Raw genomic sequence first — 24,588 nt, 5'->3', positions numbered from 1 at the left:
GATGGCCGAGAGAACCGAGAGGGACCTGGAGGAGGCCGCCGGTCGCGTCGATGCCGCGCGCGGCTACCTCCATATCGACGACAAGCGCGCCGAGCTTTCGCGGCTCGACGAGGAGAGCGCCAAACCCGGATTCTGGGACGACGCGGCGCATGCGCAGAGCGTGTCGAAGCAGGCGAGCGTGCTGCGCGACACCATCGCCGAGTACGAGGAGGCCGCTGCGCTGCTCGACGATGCGCGCGCGGCGCTCGACCTTGCGGCCGAGGACGAGGCCTTCGCCGCCGAGGCGGACGATGCGCTCGCTCGGCTCGACGGGCTGCTCGACGCGCTCGAGGTGAGCTCGTGGTTCAGCGAGCGCTTCGACGGCGGCGACGCCATCCTCACGGTGAACCCCGGATCGGGTGGCCTCGAGGCGCAGGATTGGACCGACATGCTCTACCGCATGTACACGCGCTACGCCGAGAAGCGCGGCTGGAAGGTCACGATCCTCGACGTGGTGCCCGGCGAAGGCATCGGCCTCGACAAGGCCACCATCCAGGTGGAGGGCCGCAACGCTTTCGGCATGCTCAAGAGCGAAAACGGCGTGCACCGCCTCGTGCGCATCAGCCCCACCGACGACAAGAAGCGCCGCCACACCACGTTCGCCGGCGTGGAGGTGCTGCCCGTGCTGCCCGACGACATCGAAGTGGACCTCAACCCTGCCGACGTGCGCGTGGACGTGTACCGCTCGAGTGGACCCGGCGGCCAGTGCGTCAACACCACCGACTCGGCCGTGCGCCTCACGCACCTGCCCACGGGCATCGTCGTGACCTGCCAGAACGAGAAGTCCCAGCTGCAGAACAAAGAGGCCGCCTTCCGCGTGCTCAAGGCGAAGCTCTACGAGCTGGAGGAGCAGAAGCGCGCCGAGGAGCTTGCGCAGCTGCGCGGCGAGCGCATGGACTCCACGTTCGGCAGCCAGATCCGCAACTACGTGCTGTATCCCTACCAGATGGTGAAGGACGTGCGCAGCGGCATCGAGACGGGCAACGTCGAGGCCGTTTTGGACGGCGACCTCGACGAGTTCGTCATAGGCTATCATCGTTGGAGGGTGTCGCAATGACGCGCTCCGCCGGCCTGGCGGCCGGCGGAGGCGCTTGACGCTGCGGGGCGCGAGGGCATTCTTCGCCGATCAGCTGCGCCAGCCGGGGATTTTGCGTTCAACGTGGCGTGTTCGTGTAGGAAATCGGGCGGTGTTGCTCTACACTGTTCGCAGCAACGTGTCTCACGGGGAAAGGACCAGCATGACCGAACTTGAACGACGGGCGAGGGATATGCGCGTCGACATCGTGCGCATGATCGCCGAGGCGGGCAGCGGGCATCCGGGCGGGTCGCTGTCGTGCGTGGACATCCTGTGCGCGCTGTACTTTGGCGGTGCTATGGAGCACGATCCGCAGAACCCGCGCTGGGAAGGCCGCGACCGCTTTATCCTCGCGAAAGGCCATGCGGCGCCCGCGCTCTACGCGGCGCTCGCCCATGCGGGCTATTTCCCGCGCGAGGAGCTTATGACGTTGCGCAAGCTGGGAAGCCGTCTGCAGGGCCACCCCGATTCCAACCAGCTGCCCGGCGTTGAGGTGTCCACCGGCTCGCTCGGGCAGGGGCTGTCCATCGCGGCCGGCGCCGCGGCGGGCCTTGCGCTCGACGGGAAGCCCCAGACGGTGTTCGCGCTTCTCGGCGACGGCGAGTGCCAGGAGGGCCAGGTGTGGGAGGCGGCCATGTTCGCCGCACATCGGGGCCTCGACAACCTCGTGGCCATCGTGGATCGCAACCATCTGCAGATCGACGGTGACACGGCCGACGTGTGCGATCCGGGCGACGTCGGCGCGAAGTTCGCCGCGTTCGGATGGAGCGTGCGCGAGGTGGACGGGCACGACATCCCCGCGCTCGTAGAGGCGCTGCGCGCCGCGAAGGCCGAGCGCGCGGGCAGGCCGTGCGTCCTTGTCGCCCACACGGTGAAGGGCAAGGGCGTGTCGTTCATGGAGGGGCAGGCCGGCTGGCATGGCAAGGCTCCGAACGCCGAGCAGTTGGCGGCTGCGCTCGCCGATCTGGGCGCCGCCGAAAAGAAGGGGGAGTAGGCATGGTTCAGCTGGCGAACGAAACCGAGCGCGCTGCCAAGCGCGCCACCCGCGCCGCCTTTGGCGCGACGCTCGCGGAGTTGGCGGGCGAAGGACTGCCCGTCGTGGCCGTGGACGCCGACCTGTCCGGCTCCACCACCACGAAGAAGCTTGCCGACGCGGGGTATCCCGAGCGCCTGTTCAACTGCGGCATCGCCGAGCAGAACATGGTGGACGTGGCGGCCGGTCTGGCCATCACGGGTCATGTGGCCTACACCGGCTCGTTCGCCGTGTTCGGCACGGGGCGCGCTTACGACCAGATCCGCAACACGGTGTGCTACAGCAACCTGGATGTGAAGATCGCCCCCACGCATGCGGGCATCTCGGTGGGGCCGGACGGCGGCAGCCATCAAATGCTCGAGGACATCTCGCTCATGCGCGGGCTGCCGAACATGCGCGTGTTGGTGCCGGCCGACTATGCCGCCGCCCGCGCCGCGCTGCGCTTGGCGGCCGCCACGCCGGGTCCGGTGTACGTGCGCATGGGCCGCGCGTCGGTGCCGGCTGTCTACGCGGACGGCGTGGAGCTTGAGCTCGGGCGCGCCTACGTGCTGCGCGAGGGGGCCGATGCCACCGTCGTCGCATGCGGCGTGGAGGTGGAGCAGTCGCTTAAGGCCGCCGAGGCGCTTGCCGCCGAGGGCGTGGACGTCGAGGTGATCGACGCGTTCTCCGTGAAGCCCCTCGATGAGGAGACCGTCCTCGCGTCCGTTCGCAAGACCGGCCGCGTCGTCGTCGCCGAGGAGCACAGCGTGCATGGCGGCCTCGGATCGGCTGTGGCCGAGGTCCTCGCCCGCAGGCTGCCCGCACCAGCCGAGTTCGTGGGCATGCGCGACGCGTTCGGTAAATCCGGCGAGTTCGAGGAGCTGCTCGACTATTTCGGCCTGGGATCGGGGGCGATTGTCGAAGCTGTGAAGAGGGTTATGGGCCGATAGCGCTTCTGCTAGAATCGACGCGTCTCAGTACATCACTATTTGAACGGAGCATTCTGTGACGAACGACATCAGCCAAGGGGCTCCTGCGCGTCCCGCGCGACGCGGCGGCGCCCATGCGGCTCCGGCGCGTCAGACGACGTCGCAGCTGTCTGCCTCGCTGCCGGTCGTGGAGGTCGACGACATCCCGCAGCAGACGGGCACGCCGGTCATCACGTTCGACCATGTGACGAAGGTGTATCCGGCCCAGCCCAACAAACCGGCCTTGAACGACATCTCGCTGCAGATCTACGCGGGCGAGTTCATCTTCCTCGTGGGCCACTCCGGCTCGGGCAAGTCCACCTTCATCCGCATGCTCATCCGCGAGGTGAAGCCGACGCAGGGGCACATCTACGTGGCTGACGAGGATTTGAGCACCATGCGCAACTGGCGCGTGCCGTATTTGCGCCGCAACATCGGCTGCGTGTTCCAGGACTTCAAGCTCCTGCCGAACAAGACCGTGTTCGAGAACGTGGCTTTCGCGCTCGAGGTTATCGGCAAGAGCCGCCATGTCATCAAGACGCAGGTACCCGAGGTTTTGCGCCTCGTGGGCTTGCAGGACAAGCTGAACAAGCGCCCTGACCAGCTCTCCGGCGGCGAGCAGCAGCGCGTGTCCATCGCTCGCGCCATCGTGAACCGCCCGCCTCTGCTCGTGTGCGACGAGCCCACCGGCAACCTCGACCCGCAGACCTCCCGCGGCATCATGGACCTGCTCGAGCGCATCAACCGCACGGGCACTACGGTGCTCGTGGCCACGCACGACCGCGAGATGGTGGACAACATGCGTCGCCGCGTCATCGCGCTCGACCGCGGGCATCTCACCCGCGACCAGGATCGGGGGGTGTACGGTTTCGATGTCTAGCTTCTTCTACTTCATCCGCGAGTCGCTCAAGGGCTTCACGCGCAACCTGTCGACGGCGCTCGGCTCCATCGTCACCATCTTCCTGTCGTTGCTCATCATCGGCATCTTCTTCGTGGGCGGTTTCGTCGTGGAGAAGGTGGTGTCGTCGGTGGAGAGCGAGGTGTCCATCACGGCCTATGTGGCCGACGACGCTTCCGAGGCCGACATCCAGAAGGTCGAGAGCGACATCGAGGGCCTTGAGGGCGTGGCCTCCGTCAGCTTCACGACGAAGGACCAGGCGCTTGAGAACTTCCGCTCCTCGACGACCTCCGACATCATCGACACGCTCGACGGCGTGAACCCGCTGCCGGCGTCCATCGACGTGGAACTGTCTGATCCGCAGCTCGTCGAGCAGGTGGCCGACGAGATCCGCGGCAACGCCACGTACCAGAAGATCTACGGCTACGACACGGTGGACGAGTCGCTTGTGTACGGCCAGCAGACGGTGGACCGGCTGTTCGCGCTCACGAGCTCCGTGCGCTACATCGGCGTCGCGCTCGTGGCCCTGCTCGTGTTCGTGGCCATGGTGTTCATCAACAACACCATACGTCTGGCCATTTTGGCGCGCCGCAAGGAGATCGCCATCATGCGCCTCGTGGGCGCGTCGAACGGCTTCATCCGCGGGCCCTTCCTCATGGAGGGCGCGCTGCACGCCATCATCGGATCGCTTCTGGCCGTGGGGACGATCGAACTTCTGCGCCGTTTCGCGCTGCCGAAGATCCAAGGCGCGCTCATGTTCCTGCCGCTTGATCTGAACACGACGGCGTTCCTGTTCATCTACGCCGTGCTGGTGGCGGCGGGCCTGGTCATCGGCTTGCTCGGCTCCGCTTTGGCCATGCGGCGCTACTTGAAGGTGTAGGCTTTCGCTTCCGACCATGGCCAAGCACACCGACACGTCGAAGCTCGCGGCGTCCGAACGCAGGGCGCGTGCGCGCAACGTCCGACTTGCCAAGGCGCTCACCGTCGTCATCGCGGTGAGCGCCGCTTTCGCTGTCGGCTTCTTCGTGCGCGGCGAGTCTCCTTTGCTCGAAGCGCTCGGCTTCTCGTCGCTCGTGGTGGATGCTGATCGCGCCGTCGGCTCTGCCGCATCGGGCGACACCTACGACTCGCTCGGAGCGCGCGTCGCGGAGGTGGAGGGCATCATCGAGGAGGACAGCCTCGATTCCTACGATCTGTCCATGGCCACGACAAACCTGCTGGGCGCGCTGGCCGACACCACAGAGGATCCGTACCTGCGCTACTACGACGCGGCGCGTTATGCGGCGCTCGTTCAGGACAGTTCGGGCGGGTACGCGGGCGTGGGGGTGCTGTTCTCGGAGTACAACGGGCGCGCTTACGCGGTAGACGTGTTCGAAGGCTCGGCTGCGCAGGCGGCCGGCGTGCTCGAGGGCGATTTCGTGGTGGCCATCGACGGCGACCGAGACCACGACTGGACCACCACCGAGGTGGCGGCGGCGCTTCGGCGCGACGAGGGGGAGAGCGTGGTCATCACGTGGAGGCGGGCCGCGTCGCTTGACGACGAGGGCGGCGAGGAGTACACCACGACGCTTCCGATTTCGAACGCGACGGTGAAGAACGTGGAGCATGCGCTCGAAGGATCGGTGGGCTACATCAAGCTCAAGCAGATCACGCAGAACGCCGACGACCTCGTGAGGGCCGCCGTGGAGGATCTTGAGGCGCAAGGGGCCACGTCGTTCGTGCTCGACATCCGCGACAATCCCGGCGGCTACCTCACGCAGGCCGTCGACGTGGCCAGCCTGTTCGTGAAGAGCGGCACTGTGGTGAAGATCGAGACGCGCGAGATGGACGAGTCGACGAAGGTGGCTACCGGAAGCTTTGCGACCGACAAGCCCCTCGTGGTGCTCGTGAACGGCAACACGGCGGCGTCTGCCGAGGTGCTCGCCGCGGCGCTCAAGGACAACCAGCGCGCGACGCTTGTGGGCGAGACGACCTTGGGGAAGGGGTCGGTGCAGGTGACGCGCGATCTGAGCTTCGGTGGGGCTTTGCGCTACACGGCCGCGTACTACAAAAGCCCGCTCGGCCACGACATCGACGGGGCGGGCGTCGCGCCCGATGTGTCGATGGGTTTGGCCGAAGGCGAGGACAACCAGAAGGCGCTTGCGATCGAGACGGCCCAGTCGCTCGTGAAAGAGTAGTGCGTGGGGCGCGTGCGATCCCATACGCGGCGCCGTCCGCGGGCGAACCCGCGCGGGGTGCTCTCAGTGCGCGCGGGCGGCTTCGGCTTCGTTCAGACGGCCGAGGGCGCGTTCTTCGTTCCCGAATCGAGAATGGCGGGCGCGTTCGACGGCGACCTCGTGGAGTTGGCGCCGCTGCCTGATCGAGGCTTTCGAGAGGGCCGGGTGCGCGCGGGCGGCAGCTCGGCTGCGGGGCGCGGAAGCGCGCAGGAGAGCCCTGCCGCGCGCGTCGTGCGCGTTATCGACCGTGCGCACGATGTGCTCGTAGGGCGCTACGAGGTGGCCGACCCGTTCGGCGTGATCGTGCCCGAGGATCCGCGCATTCCCTACGACGTGTTCACCATGCGCGCCGACAATCCTGACATCGAGGACGGGTCGCTCGTGCGCGTGCGCATCGCGACGTTCCCGTCGCGCAACGCCGCGGCCACCGGCGTCGTGGAGGAGGTGCTTGGCCGCGCCGACGAGACGCGCGCTTCCATCGACGTGGTTATCGCGCGCCACAAGCTGGAGACGGCGTTCTCCGAAGGCGCGTTCGCCGAGGCGCGCTCGGCTAAGCTCGATGCGGGCGGCGCCTTGGCCGAAGGGTACCGCGATCTGAGGGAGCGCTTCGCGTTCACCGTCGATCCGGCCGATGCGCGGGATTTCGACGACGCGATATCGCTGGAGCTTGTCGCTTCGGAAGGCGGCAAGGCGTCCGGCGTGTTTGCCGTCGGCTCGCATTCGGAAAAGGCGAGCGTCCTCTCCGACGCGTCGCAGCAGCCAGCGCGCGGGGGAGGGGCGTCTTCCGGCATGCGGTTCGTGGAGGGGCGCGCGCCCGCGTCGGTGCGGTGGCGGCTCGGGGTGCACATCGCCGACGTGTCTCACTACGTGGCGTGGGGCTCCTCGCTCGATGTGGATGCGCGGCGGCGGGCGACGAGCGTGTACTTGGCGGACCGCGTGATCCCGATGCTGCCCGAGGAGCTTTCGGGCGACTTGTGCTCGCTTCGGCCCGGCGCGGTGCGCCGCACGATGACGCTCGACCTCTACCTGGACGAGGCGGCGCGGCTCGTGGCCTTCGAGCTGTACCCGGCGCTCATCCGCTCCAATGCGCGGCTCACCTACGACGAGGCGGGGCGGATGCTCGCGGGCTCCGATGCCGCCGAGGCGCTTCGGGACATCCGCGTCCGTGCCGTCGGCTCCCCCGAGCCTGCGGGCCTTGAGGAGGATGTCGCTTGGCGGCTGCGGGAGCTCTCCCGCATCGCGAAGGCGCGGCAGGGGGCGCGCGAGCGCGCGGGCGGGCTCGACTTCGACACGGTGGAGGCGCGCGTTCGCCTTGATGCCGAGGGGCGGCCCGCGGGGGTGGACCTGCGCCGCAAGACCGATGCGACCGCGCTTGTCGAAGAGGCGATGATCCTCGCGAACGAGACGGTGGCCGCGCACCTGCGCGACGCGGGATCGCCCGGGCTGTTCCGTATTCATGAGCGTCCGGCGGCCGACGGCCTTGCGGGGCTCGCGGAGGTGTTCGAGGAGTTCCCCTGGTTTTCGGACATCGATGCGCGCGCGTTCGTGGAGGGAGAGGCGCATGCGCTGCAGCAGGCGCTCGCCGCGAGTGCGGGGCGGCCCGAAGGCGGGCTTGTGTCGTCGCTTTTGCTGCGCTCCATGAAACGCGCCGTGTACCGGCCCGAGTGCGGGCCCCACTACGGCCTCGCCAGCGCGGCCTACACGCATTTCACCTCTCCCATCAGGCGCTATCCCGATCTTGTGGTGCATCGCATGTTGAAAGCGCTCATCGGAGGGCGCCCTGCGCGCTTCGACGAGGAGGTTGCGGCGCTGCCGTGGGTCGCCGAGCACTCCTCCGAGATGGAGCGCGTGGCCGAACGGGCCGCGCGCGAGTCGCAGGAGATGAAGATCGTCGAGTACCTCGAGGGCTTCGTGGGTCAGACGTTCTCGGCGGTCGTGTCCGGCGTGGCCGCCTACGGGCTGTACGTGCGCCTCGATAACACGGCGGAGGGGCTGGTGCCGTTGCGGGCGCTCGGGGAGGAGTGTTTCGAGCTCGATGCTGCGCGGCACCGGCTGACGGGGCAGGACAGCGGGACATCCTATCGGCTCGGGCAGCGCCTTGCCGTCGTGCTGACGGACGCCGACGCGCGCTCGTGCCGCCTCGATTTCAAACTCGCGACCATCGAGAGGAAGGGGAGGAGGCCGTGAGGAGGGGGAAGGAAGCGGCGAATCGCTCGAGGGGGGGGGTCGTGCGTGCTCTGGATCGGCGCATACGCCGGCATAAGGGCGCATTCGCCCTGTACGTGGCGCTGCGCCTGATCGTGCTCGCCTGTGCTGCGGCCGCGCTCGCGTTCGGCAATTACGAGGCGTTCTTCCTGTGCCTGCTCACGCTCGTGCTGTTCCTCGTGCCGCCGTTCATCGAGGTGAGCTTCAGCATCACCATTCCAGAGACGCTCGAGGTTGTTATCGCGCTGTTCATTTTCGCGGCCGAGATACTGGGCGAGCTGTTCCATTTCTACACGCTCTTCCCGTTCTGGGACACGCTGCTGCACACGTTCAACGGCTTTTTGGCGGCCGCCGTCGGGCTTGCGCTCGTCTCCATTCTGAACCGCTCGGAGCGTATCGCGTTCTCGCTGTCGCCGTTCTTCTGCGCGGCGGTGGCCTTCTGCTTCTCAATGACCATCGGGGTGCTTTGGGAGTTCTTCGAGTTCGGGATGGATGCGCTGTTCGGGTTGGATATGCAGAAGGACACGGTCGTTGCGGCGATCTCGAGCACGCTTCTGGATCCGAACGGGTCGCAGCACCCCGCGCGCATCGACGGCATCGAGTCCGTTGCGGTGAACGGGCAGGACCTGGGGCTGGGCGGGTATCTGGACATCGGGCTTATCGACACGATGGAGGATCTGCTCGTGAACTTCGTGGGAGCGCTCGTGTTTGCGGTTATCGGCTACCGTTATCTCGAAAGCAAGGGGGAGGGCGGCTTCGTCAAGCGCTTCGTGCCCGTTTTGTCGTTTTCGGAGGACGGCGAGGGAAAGGATGCGAAGGAGGTGGGGCGCGCGGGCCTTCGTCTTGGCGCGGAAGGCGAGGGCGATGATGCCTGCGCCTGCTCCGATGGGGCTGCGAGCGGGCGAATACTTTGATAATCTAACCTTTTGCGCTATGATGCGCCTAACGGATGGAAGGAGGTGCGGGATGGACGAGTTGATCGCGGGGGCCGACGCGTCGCGGAGGCGTCGGGAGGAGCTTGACGAGCTGCTGTCCGGCACGTTCAACTCCATCCTGCGCATCGAGGAGCGCTCGCTCGACAACCGGCTCACGCACGGCCTCACCATCACCGAGGTGCACACCATCGTGGCCGTGGGGCTGCACGAGCGCAACCCCATGAACGTGGTGGCCGCACGCCTCGGCGTGACGCTGGCCACGCTCACGACCGCGGTGGCGAAGCTGGTGCGCAAGGGGTTCATCGAGCGCTCGCGCTTCGAGGACGACCGGCGCGTCGTGCTCGTGTCGCTGACGAAAAAGGGCCGCCAGGTGCTGCGCGCCCACAACCTGTTCCACCGTCAGATGATCGACGAGGCGCTTGCCGACCTCACCGAGGAGGAAGAGCGCGTGCTGGCCGAGGCTTTGGCGAAGGTGAGGGCGTTCTTCGACGCGCGCGCGTGAGCGAGTCGGAATGTTTCACGTGAAACATTTGTTCCAATATCGCACTACATTGCGATAAGTGTTTCACGTGAAACACTTGAACCCTCGCTGTTTTCGGCGGTTCGGCAAGGCGGGCCCGCGCGTAGTGGCACTGTCGGCAGCGCGCGAGCGGCGGGCGGCGCGGCGTGCGCGCCTCCGTGCGCGGCGATGCCTCGACGCAACAGCTTGTTGCTTGCTTCGCCTGTTTGCGCGTTGGATACTGTTTGCGTCGGCCGCAACCGAAGCTTTCCGCGTCGAACCTGACTTCTATGTCGAAGCCTTTTCCGCAAAGGAGCGCTTATGCTTGCCGAAGAACCGCTGTCCATCAAGGACGCTTTGTCCCGTTTGCGTTGCGAGCGGGGCCTTACGCAGGAAGAGCTTGCAAAGAAGCTCTTCGTCACCCGACAGGCTGTTTCGCGGTGGGAAAACGGCGAGACGGCACCGGGGATCGACATGATCAAGCTCATCGCGGTCGCATTGCAGGTTCCCATCACCGAACTCATCGCGATGCCCGAGCACTATTGCCAAAGCTGCGGGATGATGTTCACCGGCCCGGGCCAGCACGGTCACGAAGTTGACGGGGCGGAGACGGAGGAATTCTGCCGTTGGTGCTACGACAACGGCGACTACACCTACGAAACCGACATGGAATCCATGATAGAGGAATGCGCTCCCCGCATGGCCGAAGCAATGGGCTGGACCCTTGACGAATCGGTGTCGCTCCTCGGGGTGATTCTGCCGAATCTTAAACGGTGGAAGAACGAGTAGCCGCGCAAGAGATATCGGCAGAGTGCGGAAATCAACCAGTAAGCTTTGCTGTTTTGCGAGTCCCGAATTCCTCGATTAGCAGCGAATTCGGGACTCGCAAGAATTTTCTTGACCGCGACGTACGTGCGTGCCGAGGAGAATCTTGTCGCCGAGCATGGCGAAGACATCTCGCGAGGCGTCATTCAGCGTGTAGACGAGATCTCGGAGGAGATTGAGTTTGGCATTAGTAAATGGGTTGTCTATAGGCTGCCGCGAGCTGACAAGCGCGATGGATTTTTTCGCTGTGTTTGATGGGGTGGGAGAGCGCGGTCGCCGTGTAGGATGCGGTATTCGTGCCGTGCAGCACCATGAGCTTGTCATGGCAGTTGTGGCTGCCGATAATAACATCGTGGATGTGCATTTGGTTTGCAGGCTGTATGCTCGCATTGTCGATATTCGATGGTTGTATGATGTCCAGCTCGCAAATTCCCATGGCCTCAGATACGTTGCGTGCGAGTTCTTATCCTGCAAGGGAGGGGATATCCCAGTATCCTTCCTCCGAAACGGTTATTTCTCTCGCGACAACTAGTGGCCTTTTTATAAATGCCCCTTCATCTTGTTATTTGGTGGGGAACAGTCCATTCGATACTGCTAAGCATTTTGCTATGGTTTGAGCGCAAGTTCAAAAGCGACTCTTCTCTAGGGTGCTTCATGAATCGCCCCAATGCTAACGGCAACATCCATGGACAGCAGCCGTTTCTTTACATGATGGAAAGCCACCTTGCTAAAAAACGGAATGTTGGGGAGTTCGCTTTCGTTCTTCGTCACTATTGCAAAGACAATCTCATTTGCCTGCTCTTTGCTAAAAAGAAACCTACCAGAAGAATCGATCTGCGCGATTTCCTCATTAGCTTTTGAAACGAAATTGGGTTCCGATTTGATTAGTTCCATAGAAACGAGTCCTTGGTTAAATAGGTGGCTCATTACCTTTGAGCCGCCGTAGCGTTTAACGTGGATAAAGCGTCCATCATCGGTTAAAACATCACAAAGTTCGATGCTGCTTCCACCGCCACCGAACGCAACGAGTCGTTGATCCATAAGCAAATAAGAATCTGATGACTTTGCTAGTTGGTTGTTGTATTCCCCTTCACCCTTGCAGTCTTTTTGGTAATCAAGCAAGGGGATAGAAGTGATGGGGGTCTTTTCGTAATCGCTTTTGATTGCATCTGTGTAACTCTTGTCTATTTGATACCAAAGTCCATCGCTGATGCAATATTGTGCGGATCTAAGCTGGAGTTCTCCATATAGGCAGTGGCTTGCGGCCCAGCTATTCACGATTTCATCGCCTGATGAGCTGATCGCATAGACCCTTTTTGCTTTAAGCTGTTGGAAATCTCGAAGCCCGCCGCGTATGGTCGCCAATAAATCACGAGCTAGAATATCGTCGAAGGTGTCGCCCGTGTGCGCATAGCGGAATCCCGCAATGTTTTCCCATTCGATAACCTCGGGAATTGAGAACCAGACGCATTCATCGTTGCGATTGAGCGATTCAACAGCAGCGGAGTTAAGTTCTTCGATAAGCGATGCATCCTTAACTGGAAAAATATGGTCAATCCATGAGAAATGCTCCTGATATGTTGTTGAACGATAGATGCTATAGAGCCGTTTAAGATAGTCGGAGACGTTGTCGATATCAATCGATGCGGTGACGGACAATGCATCTCCGCCAGATATAGTTCCACTCAAAAGGGAATCCTTTTTACCAATTGCAGTAACGCCCTCAAGCAAGTCTTGTTCATAATCAAGAGAGAATTCTGTTATGGGCGATTTTCGAGGCATTTGCTCGCTGCTTTTGCGAGCGTTTCCGGATATCTGCGTCTTCTTTATTTGGCGCAGCGCGTCAGAGTTTACGCTGTTGAGAACGCATTTAAGTCCAAAGCGTCGCTCAATAGAGTCTCCTGACACCAAAAACCTCCCATAGCCAAAGGTTACGACAAAAATACGCATTGCGTTCGCGGCAACTTCGACAGAAGTAACTAGTGCGGCACTTATACTAGAAGTCTGCCAATTGTCGCTATCGATTTTTCCCTTAAAGAAATCGACAACCCATTCTGGCGTTTTGTCAGCGTTCTTGCGAATGAAGAGTGTGTTTTGTTCATCAAATTCAAATCGTTGCAGACCGTTTCTATCTACGTCGATGATGTCGCCGATTTTTGCAACGGTTTCCTTGATGAGGAAAATACTTACTTTGGTTTTCTTTACTTTTGTCATCTATGCCTCGCTTTGTATAGAAACCTGTCCGTTCATAAGCATGGGGAGGAGCCAGTTGCGAAGAGACTCTAGCTCAAATGACTCCTTTGCAAGGCTTTTTGCTTTTTGAATCGTGGGTTGAGCGAATGATGAGTATTTGCAAATCAAGTGATCTGGAGGAAGGGGGATTTCGTAATTGGACAAACCGCCATCCCAAGTGACGTAAGGTTGTTGCGTCCCGACAGAAGCTTTGGTGGCATATGCAATGCACCTATCGTCATTAAGGGTTTCGTAAATGTATCCATGCCAAGTGAAATTCTTTGGTCGTAAGACAATGGAGGTGCTGCGAGTAATTCCGTTTTGAGCTGCAATGCAAACACGGTGAAAATATACTCTCATTGCACCAATCAGGATGTCGTTTTCCCTATACAGCTGCAAGCTGGTCGATGCACTTTCCGAATGGCGACCGCCGAAAAGAACCATGGTTCTTTTCGGAATGTCGTCAATTGGGGTATAGCGCCAATTTTTTGGCATGTTGATCGTATCTGTCGAATCACTAATTTCATCAACCAGCATGGACAAATTAGCTACACGCCAACCGGCGGGGATTTCGCGGTTGAGGGTTTTGCTGTAGGTCATTTTGCCGCCGCTTGAGCGGTAGGGGTTGCCGTTTTCGTCGGGGAAGTCGAACTGCGTGAACCAATAATCGTAGATGAGTCGCGCTGTTTCTTCCAACTCTGACATCATTCGCTTGTTGAGGGCGATTTTGTCATCGATTGCGGATAGCGCATCTGCCACAGCGTTTTGTAACTCAAGGCTGGGCAAGTCGATTTCAACGCATTTCAGATCTTCGCCTACAAGGTGTTTGATGGTTGTCTCGACAAAGTGTTTTTTGAGACCACCGATGCGACCTTGCAGCAGGAACCAGTAATAAAGCCATCGCACATCGACGATATCTTTATGTGGGCGAATTCGGTGAAGCGCTTTTTGGTAGTAAACGTTGGGGAGTTGGTTTCTCCAGATAGCGCAACGCCCCGGTTCGCCACCTTCGCACATAATCAGGTCGCCATTGCGCAGAGAGAAGCGCCCTTTCTCGGCCTCTTCGAAACGCATGGATGGAAGGTCGCTGACGTCGAATTCACCCCATCGAACATGGATGTTTGCAAGATAGGGATGATATTCGCCCTTGTTTTTCTTGGCATCAAGCATCTTGCCAAGCTGTATGTCGGCAATATCTCCCAGCTTCACCCTATTCATCTCGCAAGCCTTCCTCTATTTCCTCGATGGTAGGCAGGGAGCTGCGAAAGTTTTCTGGGACGAGTTTGGACAGTTCGTATTCGGAGATGCCGATGGGCTGGCTTGCGCTTTCGAGCGCGTATTGGGCAACCACATTGTCCTTGTCCTTGCACACGAGAAGCCCGATGGTCGGCTCGTCGCTATCGGTCTTCAGGATGTGGTTGACGGCGGCCACGTAGGTTCCCAGTTGTCCGACGTACTCTGGCTTGAAGTCGGTCGCCTTGACCTCGATAACCACGTAGCAATGCAGCTTTGCGTGGTAGAACAGCAAGTCAATCCACTGCTCGGTTTCGCCTACTTTCAGGCGGTATTCGCGTCCCATCAGGGCAAAGCCCGTGCCGAGCTCCATAAGGAATGCCGATACGTTGTTCATGATGGCATCCTTAAGCTCTTTCTCGTCGTGATCTTTGCGGATGGCGAGGAAATCGAACTGGTAAGGGTCGCGTGTGATTTCCTGCGCGAGGTTGCTTTGCGGAGCGGGAAGCGTTTTCGAAAAGTTGGCGACGGCCTTTCCCTGGCGTTCGTAAAGATTGGTATCGAGATAGTTCATCAGCACGGAACGCGACCAACCGTTCTCGATGGTTTCCCGAATGTAGAACTTCGCAAAGACACGGTCGCCTTTAGCCTTGTCGATGATGAGCCGGATGTGCCCCCAAGGTATGGAAAAGATTTCTGCATCGGTTGACGGCATATAGTCGCTGGTAGAAGCGCTATCAATTTTTGCCACAAGTTGTGGCAAAAATTCGTTCCCGGCATCACCTGTGATTTGTGCCGCAGTTTGTGGCGCAAATTCGAAAGAAGGAAACAGCTCATAGAATCGTTTCATGTAGCGGAGATTTCTCGGCGAAAATCCCTTCACATTGGGAATCTCCCTCTGTAGGTCGCGGCTCAACTCCTTGAAGGATCCCGAACCCCAGCGGCTTTCGGCATGCATCTCGACGATGTCTCGTCCCAGCGACCAGTAGAACATCAGCATCTCGCGGTTGACGGAGACGGCGGCCTTGATCTGGCTGCGCTGATAGCGCTCACTTAAGCCGCGCGCCCACTCGGCGTATCGGGGGTCGCTCTTGACGACCCCCTTACTCATGGCTGGCCTCTTCCGCCGAACCCTTGTCGTTGAAACGCAATGTTCCCAGCTGGTCCAGAATGCTTTGCTGCAGCCGTTCGCCCTCTGCGAACATCTCTTGCAGGCTTGCCGTATGCTCGGACAGCTTGGCATCGAATTCTTCGGGCGTAAGGTCAACATAGTCTATTTTCACCTCGAAATACTGCCCCGCGCTCAACGAATACTTCTTCGCGGCGATGTCGTCATAGCTGGCAAGCACGCTGAAGTCGTCCTGCTCTTCTGCGGCATTGAATGCGTCCACAATGCGCTCGATCTCCTCATAGGAGAGGTAGGTGCGCTGGTTCTTGCCATCGGCTTTCCTCTTTTCGCCCAATTTGGAGGCATCCATGAGCAACGCGCGGTCGTGCTTCTTCGAGGCGTCGAGAAAAATGATGCTTACGTTGGTGCCCGTGTTGGCGAAGATGTTCGACGGCATGCTCACCACGCCGCGCAGCATGCCCTCATCCACCATGCGTGTGCGAATCGCCAAGGGAATCTTGCCTTTGGCGGTGAGGAATCCTGTGGGCACGACCATGGCCGCATGCCCGTTCGGCTTCATGGAAGCCACGATGTGCTGCAGGAACATCAAGTAGATTTCCATCTTCTCAGGCTTGCTTGTTATGTTGGGCACGCCCGCCCAAAAGCGCTTGCGATATGCGCTGCCTGCCAACTTGTCGCGCGTGTCAGAGAAATCGGCCTTGAAGGGCGGATTGCTTACGATGTAGTCGAACTGCCGGATGCTCGTGCCGTTTGGACTCAAGTGACGCGGATTCTCCAGCGTGTCGTCGTGCACCACGTGGGGCAGGCTGTGTACCAGATTGTTCAAGATCAGGTTCAAACGCATGAATTCGTTGGCTTTTTGGCTGCGGTCTTGCGTGTAGATGGTGCAATTGCCCTCGCCAATGCGGTGTGCCGCCGCCAGCACCAACGTACCCGTGCCGGCTGCCGGGTCGTACACCGTTACGTCGCGAACGCCGTCCGGAACCAGAATGCGTGCGATGATGGCCGCTATAGAATGCGGCGTGAAGTACTCGCCGTAGGTGCCGGAATCTTTGTTGTAGTTGTCGATGAGGTATTCAAACACCGCTGCAAAAAAGTCGTATTTCTGCGCGAAGGCGCGCTCGAATGAGAACGCTGCAAGTTTTGTCACGAGCTGCGCGCAAAAGTTGTCGCGTTTGCCCTCTTCCACAATGAAGCGAGATACGCCGTTGAACAAGCGGATGGGCTGGCCTTGCCCTGTTTGCACGCTGAACACATCCAAGTTGTCATCGGCTATGCCTTTAAGCGCGTTGTCGAATGTGTCGGCGAACCCCTGCGTGTCTTTGCGATTGAAGAGATGGGAAATCAAGTATTCGGGACGGAGATACGCCGTGCCATCGGCAAGCTCCAAGAGAAGCAGCTCGCGTTCGGCCTCGTCCACGTCGGCATAGGCTTGCTCCAAGTTGCTCACGTCTGCGAAAGCGTCAAGCTTGCGTAATTCGTGCAAGAACTTGTCGTTGAGGAACTTATAGAGAAACGCTTCGGTGATGATCTTGTATTCAGAGCTGTCGTTCGCCAATCCGGCACTGGCGCATACGGAACGCAAGCCATCGATCATGGCTTTGGTATCGGCGAGGATATCGGTTCCCGGAAGATGGCTCTTTTCAGTCACTACGCAGCACGTCCTCTCTCGTTTATGTATTCTTTTGCCAGGTATCCGGCAATGCCCGCCACCTGTTCAACCGTATAGGCGATGCCGTTGGCTTTGCATGCTTGGACCATGAGCCGCGTCATGCTCCTTTTAAGGAAACCCTCGTTGTCAAGGATATTATGATTGCTCATCACGGTGCTGTCGGCATTCGTCTTCACGCTGCTTAACACGCTGAACAAGGCCGTTTGGCTTTCGGTGAGCGGGGGCGGCGTGCGCAGGGCGCGTTTGTGGGCGCGGGCGAATTTCTCATCGCCGCCGTATTTCTTGGCAAGGATGTTGTTTTTGCGGTTGATCTCTTCCATCTTCGAACGCAGACGATCCAGCTCTTTTATGCTCGTTGCCATATCGGCGCTCGTCATCTCCTCTATATCCATCTTTTCAAAGCGTTTGCGCAGTTCTTCGAGCAAATTTACGTACTCGGGATCGTCGTTGTCGAAGTTATCGGCGAACGCGCCGTAAGTGCGCCGTACCTTATCTTGGAATTCGTCGGCTGTGGCAAGCTCGTCTTCGCCGATGCGGCGGAAATTGAATTCTATCTTGCTGAGCAGGGTATTGACCGCGCCGGTTGACATGTCCTTTAAAGCCAGGGCCTCTTTGCTGTTGATGGCGTTGATGCGCAGGCTCACTTCGCGAAGCATCTCTTGTGCGCGCTCCACGTCGAAGCGGTCGTAGAGATCTTCGTAGCCTAGCTGTCTTGCCACATTGCGCAAATCTTTGTAACGGGCGAGTGCTGCGCGCAGCTTGTAGAGCGTTGCCTTGTCGTGTATGGCGGCAATTTCGCTTTGGAATTCGACGATGTTGTCAATTGTGTATTCGAAAAGCAGGTCTTTGATGCTTGCGAGGTCGGCTTCGATGACTGCCGGCTTTTCGAAGAGGCTGCTGTACTCTTCGGCGGCATCGCCTAGCTCTTCGGTAAGCTCTGCCAGATAGGCCCGGTTCGTCTTGTCGTATTCCTCGGTTATGTCGGCGAAGTCGACCACATAGCCATAGGCCATATCCTTGTAGGGGCGATTGACACGTGTGAGCGCTTGCAGCAGGTTGTGGGCTTTGATGGGCCGGCATAGGTAGAGTTTCTTCAGGCGGTGCGCATCGAAGCCCGTGAGCAGCATGTTGTACACTACGAGGATATCGATATCGCTCTCGTCTTTCTTGAAATTCTCGCAAATTGTACGACGGTTTTCCTTGGTTCCCTCGTCATGAAGTATGAGTTCACAGGATATATCCTGATCAAGCTTGGACAAACGTGCGTAAATGGCGCGTGCCTGCTTGGAGCTGTGGGCCACCACCATGGCGCCGATGCTGCTGTCGCCCAAAGCTATCTGGCTGTTCAAGTAATCGCTTGCGATGTAATCGCAAAGCGGATCCACGTAATTCTTGTGTGCGAACACCTCCTCAAGCTTCACAAGCTTCTTCACTTCTTGAAGGTCGCGTATGGCTTCTTGCATTTTCAGACGGAATTCGGTTTTCACGTCTTCGCGCAGGAGCTTGAGCGTGTAGCCGTCGGCTATGGATTGGTTGTAGAAATACTTATGGATATAGGACCCGAACACCCGCTTGGTGTCGTTCCCGCCTTTCACGTTCACAAGGGGCGTTCCCGTGAGCGCAAGCTTCACCGCTTCTCGGTCTGACGCAACAAGGTTGGTGAGAAACGCACCGCCGTTTTTGTAGTCGCGGTGCGCCTCGTCGATGAAGTAGACGCGTTGGACATCCAAGTTGTAATCGAAATCCACGGCAACGGAGTTCTCGTCGAACTTCTGGATGTTCACCACCGTGATGGCGGGCGTGCGCTCATCGCTTACCGCGTTGGTGTCTTCTCCTGCGCCTTTGAGCGCTCGCGCGAAGTCATCGCGGCTGTTTGCCAATGCGACGATGGCACCGCGCGCTTCGAATTCCGCTTTAGCTTGGTCGGCTAAATCAAGCCTATCGACTATGAAGAAGAAGCGGGTTGCGCTGTTTTGGGCTTGGTAGTAATCGCGCAAGAAACGCGTGAGGAAATACGAAAGCGCGGTTTTGCCGCTGCCTTGCGTGTGCCAGATAACGCCTTTGGTGCGGCCCGCGTCAAGGGTTGCGCGCACGGCTTTGGTGGCAAAGAGCTGAGGGTAGCGCATGATGTGCTTTTGAGCGCGCTTGATGCCCTCTTCGTCGGTGGCCTCTACATAGCATATGCCGTAGCGTAGGATGAAAAGAAAGCGTTCGGGCGAGAAGAGGGAGGTTATGATGCGGTTCGCGGGTGTTTCCGGTTGCACGGAGCTTTCGTATTCGGGTTCGCCGTAAAAGCTCGCAAGGTTGTTGTCTTTGAGAATGAACTGCTCGGTTTCGGGATTGCGTTCGGCTACAAGTTTCCCCATACCGGCGATATCCTCTTCACGGAAGCGATTGAGCGCGAGATGCCCGTATGCGCTTGCGGCGTAGAACGACCCTTGCACGGGCCTGCGCTCCGCATCGTCGTATTCCTGGTTGTTCGAAAACGCCATGACTTGCACAATGTTCGCAAAGCGGTGGAAAGCCGCGTTCTTGAACCGCGCGTGCATGCGTTCGTGCTCGGCCAGGATGCCGTCTTTGTTGTTCTGGCGCTTTGCCTCCATGAAAGCAAGGGGCATGCCGTTTACCAGGAAGGTGATGTCGGGGCGGAAGCTGTCCTCTCCGTTGGCGTAGGCAAGTTCGGTTGCCACTGTGAAATCGTTATTGGAAGGATCGTCGAAATCGATAAAGTGATACCCCTCTATGCCTGCGTGCAGGCATGTGAAGAATGCGCGTCCTAGATCTTCGCCGCTTGCTTTGAGCTTGATCTGGTTTGCAAGGTGGCGGGCGCGTTCGGCATCGACAGGCGTGCCGTTGATGCGCTCGAGGGCCTTTCGGAAAGGCTCGAAGAAGATGTTGGTATCGGGGTCGTAATCGATGCCAGGGGCGTCTTCGCGGATGGAGCGATAGGCGTATCCGATGCGCGTGGCGTGGATTACGGCAGGTATTTTGACGTATTTATCTTCGGGCCTGTTCATGGGAACTGCTTTCGTTTTAAAGTGGCGAAGATGCTTGTTGGTTGTTCGGTTGTATTTTACCAAAGCCGCTCTGCGCTTCCTGCTGAAGCTGCCGTTTGTTCGGCGCAGATATCGTGGAGGGGCGCGCGGGTGCCTTGCAAGGGGACGGGCCTCCCCATATCATTATCCCTACGGAAATACTTTGATTATCAAACTATTTTGATTCGGGAAAGGAACGGCCATGGCCACTATCGACACCGTCAAAGAAGTCCTCGTGGAGAACCTCGACCTCGACGCCGACAGCATCACCGAGGACGCCACGCTCGACTCTCTCGGCATCGACTCCCTCGACATGGTGGAGCTGATCTGCGACCTCGAGGAGAAATGCGAGGTGGAGTTCGGCGAGCCCGAGGGCATCGAGACGATCGGCCAGCTGGTCGCGCACATCGATTCGCTGAAATAACGTGTGAAGACGGGCCCCGTACGGGGCCCTCACTCTGACGGGCTGCGCGATGCGCGGCCCGTGCTGCAAGGTTTTCTTGGAGTCTGGGCGCGGTTCGAGGAAGAGAGCAGGGGCATGAAGACGCGGATTACGGAGCTTTTGGGCATCGAGGTGCCCGTCGTGCAGGGCGCGATGGCGCGCATCGCGGATGCGAGCCTTGCCGGCGCGGTGAGCGAGGCCGGGGGCCTCGGCATCATCGCGTGCGGCGGCGCGCCGCTTTCTTGGGTGGAGGAGCAGGTGCGCATCGCGCGCTCGATGACCGACAAGCCCATCGGCGCGAACGTCATGCTCATGGATCCGAACGCCGCCGAGCTGGCGAAGCTTCTGGCCGATCTGCGCGTCGACGTCGTCACCACCGGCGCGGGCAGCCCGGCGAACTTCATGCAGATGTGGAAGGACGCCGGCATCAAGGTGGTGCCCGTGGTGGCCTCGAGCGCGCTTGCGGCGCGCATGGAACGCCTTGGCGCGGACGCCGTGGTGGCCGAGGGCACAGAGGCCGGCGGGCACATCGGCGAGCTGACCACGATGGCGCTCGTCCCGGCCGTGTGCGACGCCGTGTCCATCCCCGTCATCGCCGCCGGCGGCATCGCCGACGGGCGCGGCGTGGCGGCCGCCTTCGCGCTCGGTGCCGAGGGCGTGCAGGTGGGCACCCGTTTCCTCACGGTCGAGGAGTGCACCATCGCCGACGCGTACAAGGAACGCGTGCTGGCCGCGAAGGATGCCGACACCATCGTCACGGGCCGCGGCAGCGGGCATCCCGTGCGCTGCCTCAAGAACAAGTTCGCCCGCACGGTGCGCAAGCTCGAAGGCGACCTTGCGCAGAACGGCGACGAGCTGGAGGCCATGTACGTGGGGTCTTTGCGCCGCGCGGTGGAAGGCGACGTGGACAACGGCACGATGATGGCCGGCCAGTCCGCGGCGCTCGTGTGCGAGCGCGCGACGGCCGCCGAGGCGATCGCCCGGATGATGGCCGAGGCCGAGGCGCTCGGCGCGCTCGATCTGGCCGCGACGGCTTCCGCGAACGCGCGCCGCGAGCGCGCGGGTCGCTAGAGGGGAGGGCGCATGGGCGCTTCCGTTCCCGCGATCGCGGCGGGCTCCCCCGTCTTTCTGTGCTCGGGCCAGGGCTCGCAAAAACCCGGCATGGGCGCTGGCCTCATGGACGTGCCCGAGGTTGCCGAGGTGTTCTCCTGCGCATCCGACGTGCTGGGCTTCGACGTGGCCGACCTCGTGCTGCACGCCGAGCCCGACGTGCTCAACGACACGCGCAACGCGCAGCCTGCGATCTGCGTGCTGTCGGTGGCCGTCGCCCGCGCGCTCGAGGCGCACGGCGTGGAGCCGGCGGCCGTGCTCGGGTTCTCGCTCGGCCAGGTAAGCGCGCTCGCGGTGTCGGGCATGCTTTCCGTCGAGGCGACGTTTTCGCTCGTGAAGGAGCGCAGTCGCCTCATGGCCGAGGCGGCTGCGGAGCATCCCGGCGCGATGAGCGCGCTTCTGAAGGCCGACGAGGAGGGCGTGGCGGCGCTCTGCGACGAGTGCGCGCAGGGAGAGGCGCTCGTGCCCGCGAACTACAACTGCCCGGGGCAGATCGTCGTGGCGGGCGCGCCCGCGGCCGTCGAGCGCGTCGAGGCGGCGTGGGCCGCGTCCGGCAAGCGCTTTTCGCGTTTGGCCACGTCCGGGGCCTTCCACAGCCCGCTCATGGCGTCGGCGGCCGAAAGCATGGCGGCGTATCTGGCGAACGTCGAGTTCGCTGAGCCGCGCATCCCGCTCATTTGCAACGTGACCGCCGAGCCGCTTCCCGCCGCCGTCGCGCGCGAGCATCTCGTGCGCCACCTGACAAGCCCCGTGCGCTTCCAGCAAAGCGTCGAAGCGCTCGTCCGCGCCGGCGCCGACACGTTCGTCGAGACGGGCTTCGGCGGCGTGCTCGCGAACCTCGTGAAGCGCATCGACAAGGGAGCCGCGCGCTTCTGCGTGCAGGATCGCTCAAGCTTTGATGCGTGCGTCGCGGCGTTCGGCGAGGCCGGGGCTTCCGCGTCCGGTTCCTCCGATTCCGAATAGGAGCTTTTCGAATGACCGACACCACCGAAACCCCGCGCAAAAGCGCGGTCGTCACCGGCTCGAGCCGCGGCATCGGCCGCGCTGTGGCCGAGGAGCTTGCCCGCGCGGGCTTCGACGTGTGCGTGAACTGCTCGAACGAGGGCGGGCTTTCTGCCGCGCGCGAGCAGGCCGCCGCGCTCGAGGCCGAGCACGGCGCGCGCGCCATCGCCGTGGCTGCCAACGTGGCCGAGGCCGCTGAGGCGGAAGCCCTCGTCGCGGCTGCGCACGAGGCGTTCGGCCGCGTGGACGTGCTCGTGAACAACGCTGGCATCACGCGCGACGGGCTTATCGCCCGCATGAAGGAAGAGGACTTCGACGCCGTCATCGACGTGAACCTCAAGGGCACGTTCAACTGCTGCAAGGCGGCCGCGCAGCGCATGATGAAGCAGCGCTACGGGCGCATCGTGAACCTGTCGAGCGTGGTGGGCGTGGCCGGCAACGCGGGGCAGGCGAACTACGCCGCCTCGAAGGCCGGCGTCATCGGGCTCACGAAGTCCCTCGCGCGCGAGCTGGCGGCGCGCAACATCACGTGCAACGCGGTGGCGCCGGGCTTCATCGAGACGGACATGACCGACGCGCTGTCCGAGAAGCAGCGCGAGGCCATTGTGAGCCGCATCGCGAGCAAGCGCCTCGGTGCGCCCGAGGACGTGGCCGCGCTCGTCCGTTTCCTGGCGAGCGAGGAGGCCGGCTACATCACCGGACAGGTTGTCTGCATCGACGGAGGGATGTCGCTATGAGCGAGAACGCGAACGAAGTGGCCCCGGCGACCGCCACGCGTCGCCCCGACGGCACGCATCGCGTGGTCATCACCGGCATGGGCGCGGTGTCGCCCGCCGGCGTGGGCACAGATGCGCTGTGGAGCGCCGTCATGGGCAAGGAGTGCTGCATCGGCCCGGTGACGCGCTTCGACGCGACCGACTACGACGTGCGGATCGCGGCCGAGGTGCGCGACTTCGATCCGACTGAGCACGGGATCTCGAAAAAGGAGGCCCGTCGCTTCGAACGTTTCGTGCAGTACGCCATCGTGGCGTCCGACGAGGCCATCGCGCAGTCGGGGCTCGATCTTGAGGCCGAGGACACCGCGCGCATCGCATGCGTGTTCGGCACGGGCATCGGCGGCATCGACGAGTTGCAAAGCGGCTTTTTCACGCTGGCCGAGAAGGGGCCGAGGCGCGTGAGCCCGCTGTTCATCCCCACGATGATCGGCAACATCGCCGCCGGCAACCTGTCCATCCGCTACGGGCTGCGCGGCGAGTGCCTCAACGTGGTCACCGCCTGCGCCACCGGCGCGCACTCCATCGGCGCGGCCGTGCGCGACATCCGACACGGCTACATCGACGCGGCTCTGGCCGGCGGCTCGGAGGAGAGCGTGTCGCCCATCTGCCTCGCGGGCTTCGCGAACCTCGGCGCGCTGTCGAAGTCGGAGGATCCGGCGTGCGCGTCTCTTCCGTTCGACGCGCGCCGCGCGGGATTCGTGGCCGGCGAGGGCGCGGGCGCGGTGGTGCTCGAGTCGCTGGAGCACGCGCTCGGTCGCGGCGCGAAGGTGCTGGCCGAGGTCACGGGCTTCGGCTCGACGGGCGACGCCTACCACATGACGGCTCCCGAGCCGAGCGGAGAGGGCGTCGTGCGCGCCATGCGCATGGCGCTCGAGGAAGGCGGCTTCTCGCCCGAGGATCTGGGGCATCTGAACGCGCACGGCACGGGCACGCCGGCGAACGACGCCACCGAGTCGAAGGCGCTCTTGGCGCTTTGCGGCGAAGAGGCGGGACGGAAGGTGCCGGTGACGTCGGTGAAGGGCACGACGGGCCACACGCTCGGCGCCGCCGGCGCCATCGAGGCCATCGTGTGCGCGCTGTCCGTCATGAACGATTGCGTGCCGCCCACTTGCGGATTCGCTGAAGCCGATCCGGAGTGTCCGGTGAGCGTGGTCACGGAGGCGAAAACGGGGTATCCTCAGAAGGTGGCGCTTTCGAACTCGCTGGGCTTCGGCGGGCACAACGCGAGCCTCGCCGTTTCGCCGTTCTGACGAACGGCGAAACGGGTCGACGCTGCGGCGCGCTC

20 protein-coding genes and 1 pseudogene are annotated in these 24,588 nt (G+C 61.6%); 15 read left to right on the top strand and 6 right to left on the bottom strand.

Annotated elements, in window-relative coordinates; translation table 11 throughout:
* The first annotated feature begins 1 nt into the window (after nucleotide 1).
* The 10 genes from prfB to C2L80_RS01575 all read left to right on the top strand — a co-directional run bounded on the left by prfB (nucleotide 2) and on the right by C2L80_RS01575 (nucleotide 10,636).
* Nucleotides 2–1,096, top strand: a complete 1,095-nt coding sequence (prfB, locus tag C2L80_RS01620; protein ID WP_087196328.1) for a peptide chain release factor 2 — start codon at nucleotides 2–4, stop codon at nucleotides 1,094–1,096.
* A gap of 181 nt (nucleotides 1,097–1,277) precedes the next feature.
* Nucleotides 1,278–2,108, top strand: coding sequence for a transketolase (locus tag C2L80_RS01615; protein WP_092197250.1), 831 nt, complete (start codon nucleotides 1,278–1,280; stop codon nucleotides 2,106–2,108).
* 2 nt (nucleotides 2,109–2,110) lie between these two features.
* Complete coding sequence (locus C2L80_RS01610) at nucleotides 2,111–3,076, top strand: transketolase family protein (protein ID WP_103262491.1); 966 nt, start codon at nucleotides 2,111–2,113, stop codon at nucleotides 3,074–3,076.
* Between the two features lie 55 nt (nucleotides 3,077–3,131).
* A complete protein-coding gene (ftsE, locus tag C2L80_RS01605; RefSeq protein ID WP_103262490.1) occupies nucleotides 3,132–3,974 on the top strand; it encodes a cell division ATP-binding protein FtsE in 843 nt (280 codons plus the stop codon).
* Entirely contained in the window at nucleotides 3,967–4,872 is a 906-nt protein-coding gene (ftsX, locus tag C2L80_RS01600; RefSeq protein WP_103262489.1) for a permease-like cell division protein FtsX, read from the top strand. Before ftsE ends, ftsX begins: the two co-directional genes overlap by 8 nt.
* Nucleotides 4,873–4,888: 16 nt before the next feature.
* Entirely contained in the window at nucleotides 4,889–6,169 is a 1,281-nt protein-coding gene (locus tag C2L80_RS01595) for a S41 family peptidase (RefSeq protein ID WP_087196336.1), read from the top strand.
* Between the two features lie 3 nt (nucleotides 6,170–6,172).
* Nucleotides 6,173–8,395 carry a ribonuclease R family protein gene (locus C2L80_RS01590; protein WP_103262488.1) on the top strand — a complete coding sequence of 741 codons (2,223 nt, stop codon included), beginning with the start codon at nucleotides 6,173–6,175 and terminating at the stop codon, nucleotides 8,393–8,395.
* 41 nt (nucleotides 8,396–8,436) lie between these two features.
* Entirely contained in the window at nucleotides 8,437–9,327 is an 891-nt protein-coding gene (locus tag C2L80_RS01585; protein WP_224759289.1) for a DUF2238 domain-containing protein, read from the top strand.
* Between the two features lie 52 nt (nucleotides 9,328–9,379).
* Entirely contained in the window at nucleotides 9,380–9,850 is a 471-nt protein-coding gene (locus C2L80_RS01580; protein ID WP_103262487.1) for a MarR family winged helix-turn-helix transcriptional regulator, read from the top strand.
* Nucleotides 9,851–10,168: 318 nt separating this feature from the next.
* On the top strand, nucleotides 10,169–10,636 hold the full coding sequence (locus C2L80_RS01575; protein WP_103262486.1) for a zinc ribbon domain-containing protein: 468 nt from the start codon (nucleotides 10,169–10,171) through the stop codon (nucleotides 10,634–10,636).
* A 223-nt stretch (nucleotides 10,637–10,859) separates the two neighbouring features.
* On the opposite strand, the pseudogene C2L80_RS01570 reads toward C2L80_RS01575, so the two are convergent.
* The 6 genes and pseudogenes from C2L80_RS01570 to C2L80_RS01545 form a co-directional block, all read right to left on the bottom strand.
* Nucleotides 10,860–11,120: pseudogene (locus C2L80_RS01570) on the bottom strand (asparaginase domain-containing protein); the annotation flags it as partial.
* 194 nt (nucleotides 11,121–11,314) lie between these two features.
* A complete protein-coding gene (locus C2L80_RS01565) occupies nucleotides 11,315–12,886 on the bottom strand; it encodes a DUF6119 family protein (protein ID WP_103262484.1) in 1,572 nt (523 codons plus the stop codon).
* Complete coding sequence (locus C2L80_RS01560) at nucleotides 12,887–14,122, bottom strand: restriction endonuclease subunit S (RefSeq protein WP_103262483.1); 1,236 nt, start codon at nucleotides 14,120–14,122, stop codon at nucleotides 12,887–12,889. It abuts the gene before it with no gap.
* Nucleotides 14,115–15,248 carry a PDDEXK nuclease domain-containing protein gene (locus C2L80_RS01555; RefSeq protein ID WP_103262482.1) on the bottom strand — a complete coding sequence of 378 codons (1,134 nt, stop codon included), beginning with the start codon at nucleotides 15,246–15,248 and terminating at the stop codon, nucleotides 14,115–14,117. Before C2L80_RS01555 ends, C2L80_RS01560 begins: the two co-directional genes overlap by 8 nt.
* Nucleotides 15,241–16,917, bottom strand: coding sequence for an HsdM family class I SAM-dependent methyltransferase (locus C2L80_RS01550; protein ID WP_204600504.1), 1,677 nt, complete (start codon nucleotides 16,915–16,917; stop codon nucleotides 15,241–15,243). The genes C2L80_RS01555 and C2L80_RS01550 overlap by 8 nt, the downstream gene beginning before the upstream one ends.
* Nucleotides 16,917–19,955 (bottom strand): DEAD/DEAH box helicase family protein, encoded by a 3,039-nt coding sequence (locus C2L80_RS01545; protein WP_103262481.1) that lies wholly within the window; start codon nucleotides 19,953–19,955, stop codon nucleotides 16,917–16,919. Before C2L80_RS01545 ends, C2L80_RS01550 begins: the two co-directional genes overlap by 1 nt.
* Before the next feature lie 220 nt (nucleotides 19,956–20,175).
* Between C2L80_RS01545 and C2L80_RS01540 the strand changes: the two genes are divergently transcribed.
* The 5 genes from C2L80_RS01540 to fabF all read left to right on the top strand — a co-directional run bounded on the left by C2L80_RS01540 (nucleotide 20,176) and on the right by fabF (nucleotide 24,553).
* Nucleotides 20,176–20,397, top strand: a complete 222-nt coding sequence (locus tag C2L80_RS01540) for an acyl carrier protein (RefSeq protein WP_087193643.1) — start codon at nucleotides 20,176–20,178, stop codon at nucleotides 20,395–20,397.
* Between the two features lie 114 nt (nucleotides 20,398–20,511).
* Nucleotides 20,512–21,486: a DUF561 domain-containing protein gene (locus tag C2L80_RS01535; RefSeq protein WP_087196349.1), complete on the top strand. Its 975-nt coding sequence runs from the start codon at nucleotides 20,512–20,514 to the stop codon at nucleotides 21,484–21,486.
* A 12-nt stretch (nucleotides 21,487–21,498) separates the two neighbouring features.
* Complete coding sequence (locus C2L80_RS01530; RefSeq protein WP_087196350.1) at nucleotides 21,499–22,488, top strand: ACP S-malonyltransferase; 990 nt, start codon at nucleotides 21,499–21,501, stop codon at nucleotides 22,486–22,488.
* An 11-nt stretch (nucleotides 22,489–22,499) separates the two neighbouring features.
* Nucleotides 22,500–23,264 (top strand): 3-oxoacyl-[acyl-carrier-protein] reductase, encoded by a 765-nt coding sequence (fabG, locus tag C2L80_RS01525; RefSeq protein ID WP_087196352.1) that lies wholly within the window; start codon nucleotides 22,500–22,502, stop codon nucleotides 23,262–23,264.
* Complete coding sequence (fabF, locus tag C2L80_RS01520) at nucleotides 23,261–24,553, top strand: beta-ketoacyl-ACP synthase II (RefSeq protein ID WP_087196354.1); 1,293 nt, start codon at nucleotides 23,261–23,263, stop codon at nucleotides 24,551–24,553. The genes fabG and fabF overlap by 4 nt, the downstream gene beginning before the upstream one ends.
* The last annotated feature ends 35 nt before the right edge of the window (nucleotides 24,554–24,588 follow it).

It is taken from the genome of Rubneribacter badeniensis, from assembly GCF_002899695.1.
In the GTDB taxonomy this organism is placed as follows: Bacteria; Actinomycetota; Coriobacteriia; order Coriobacteriales; family Eggerthellaceae; genus Rubneribacter; species Rubneribacter badeniensis.
This window is presented reverse-complemented; position numbering and strand designations above follow the sequence as displayed.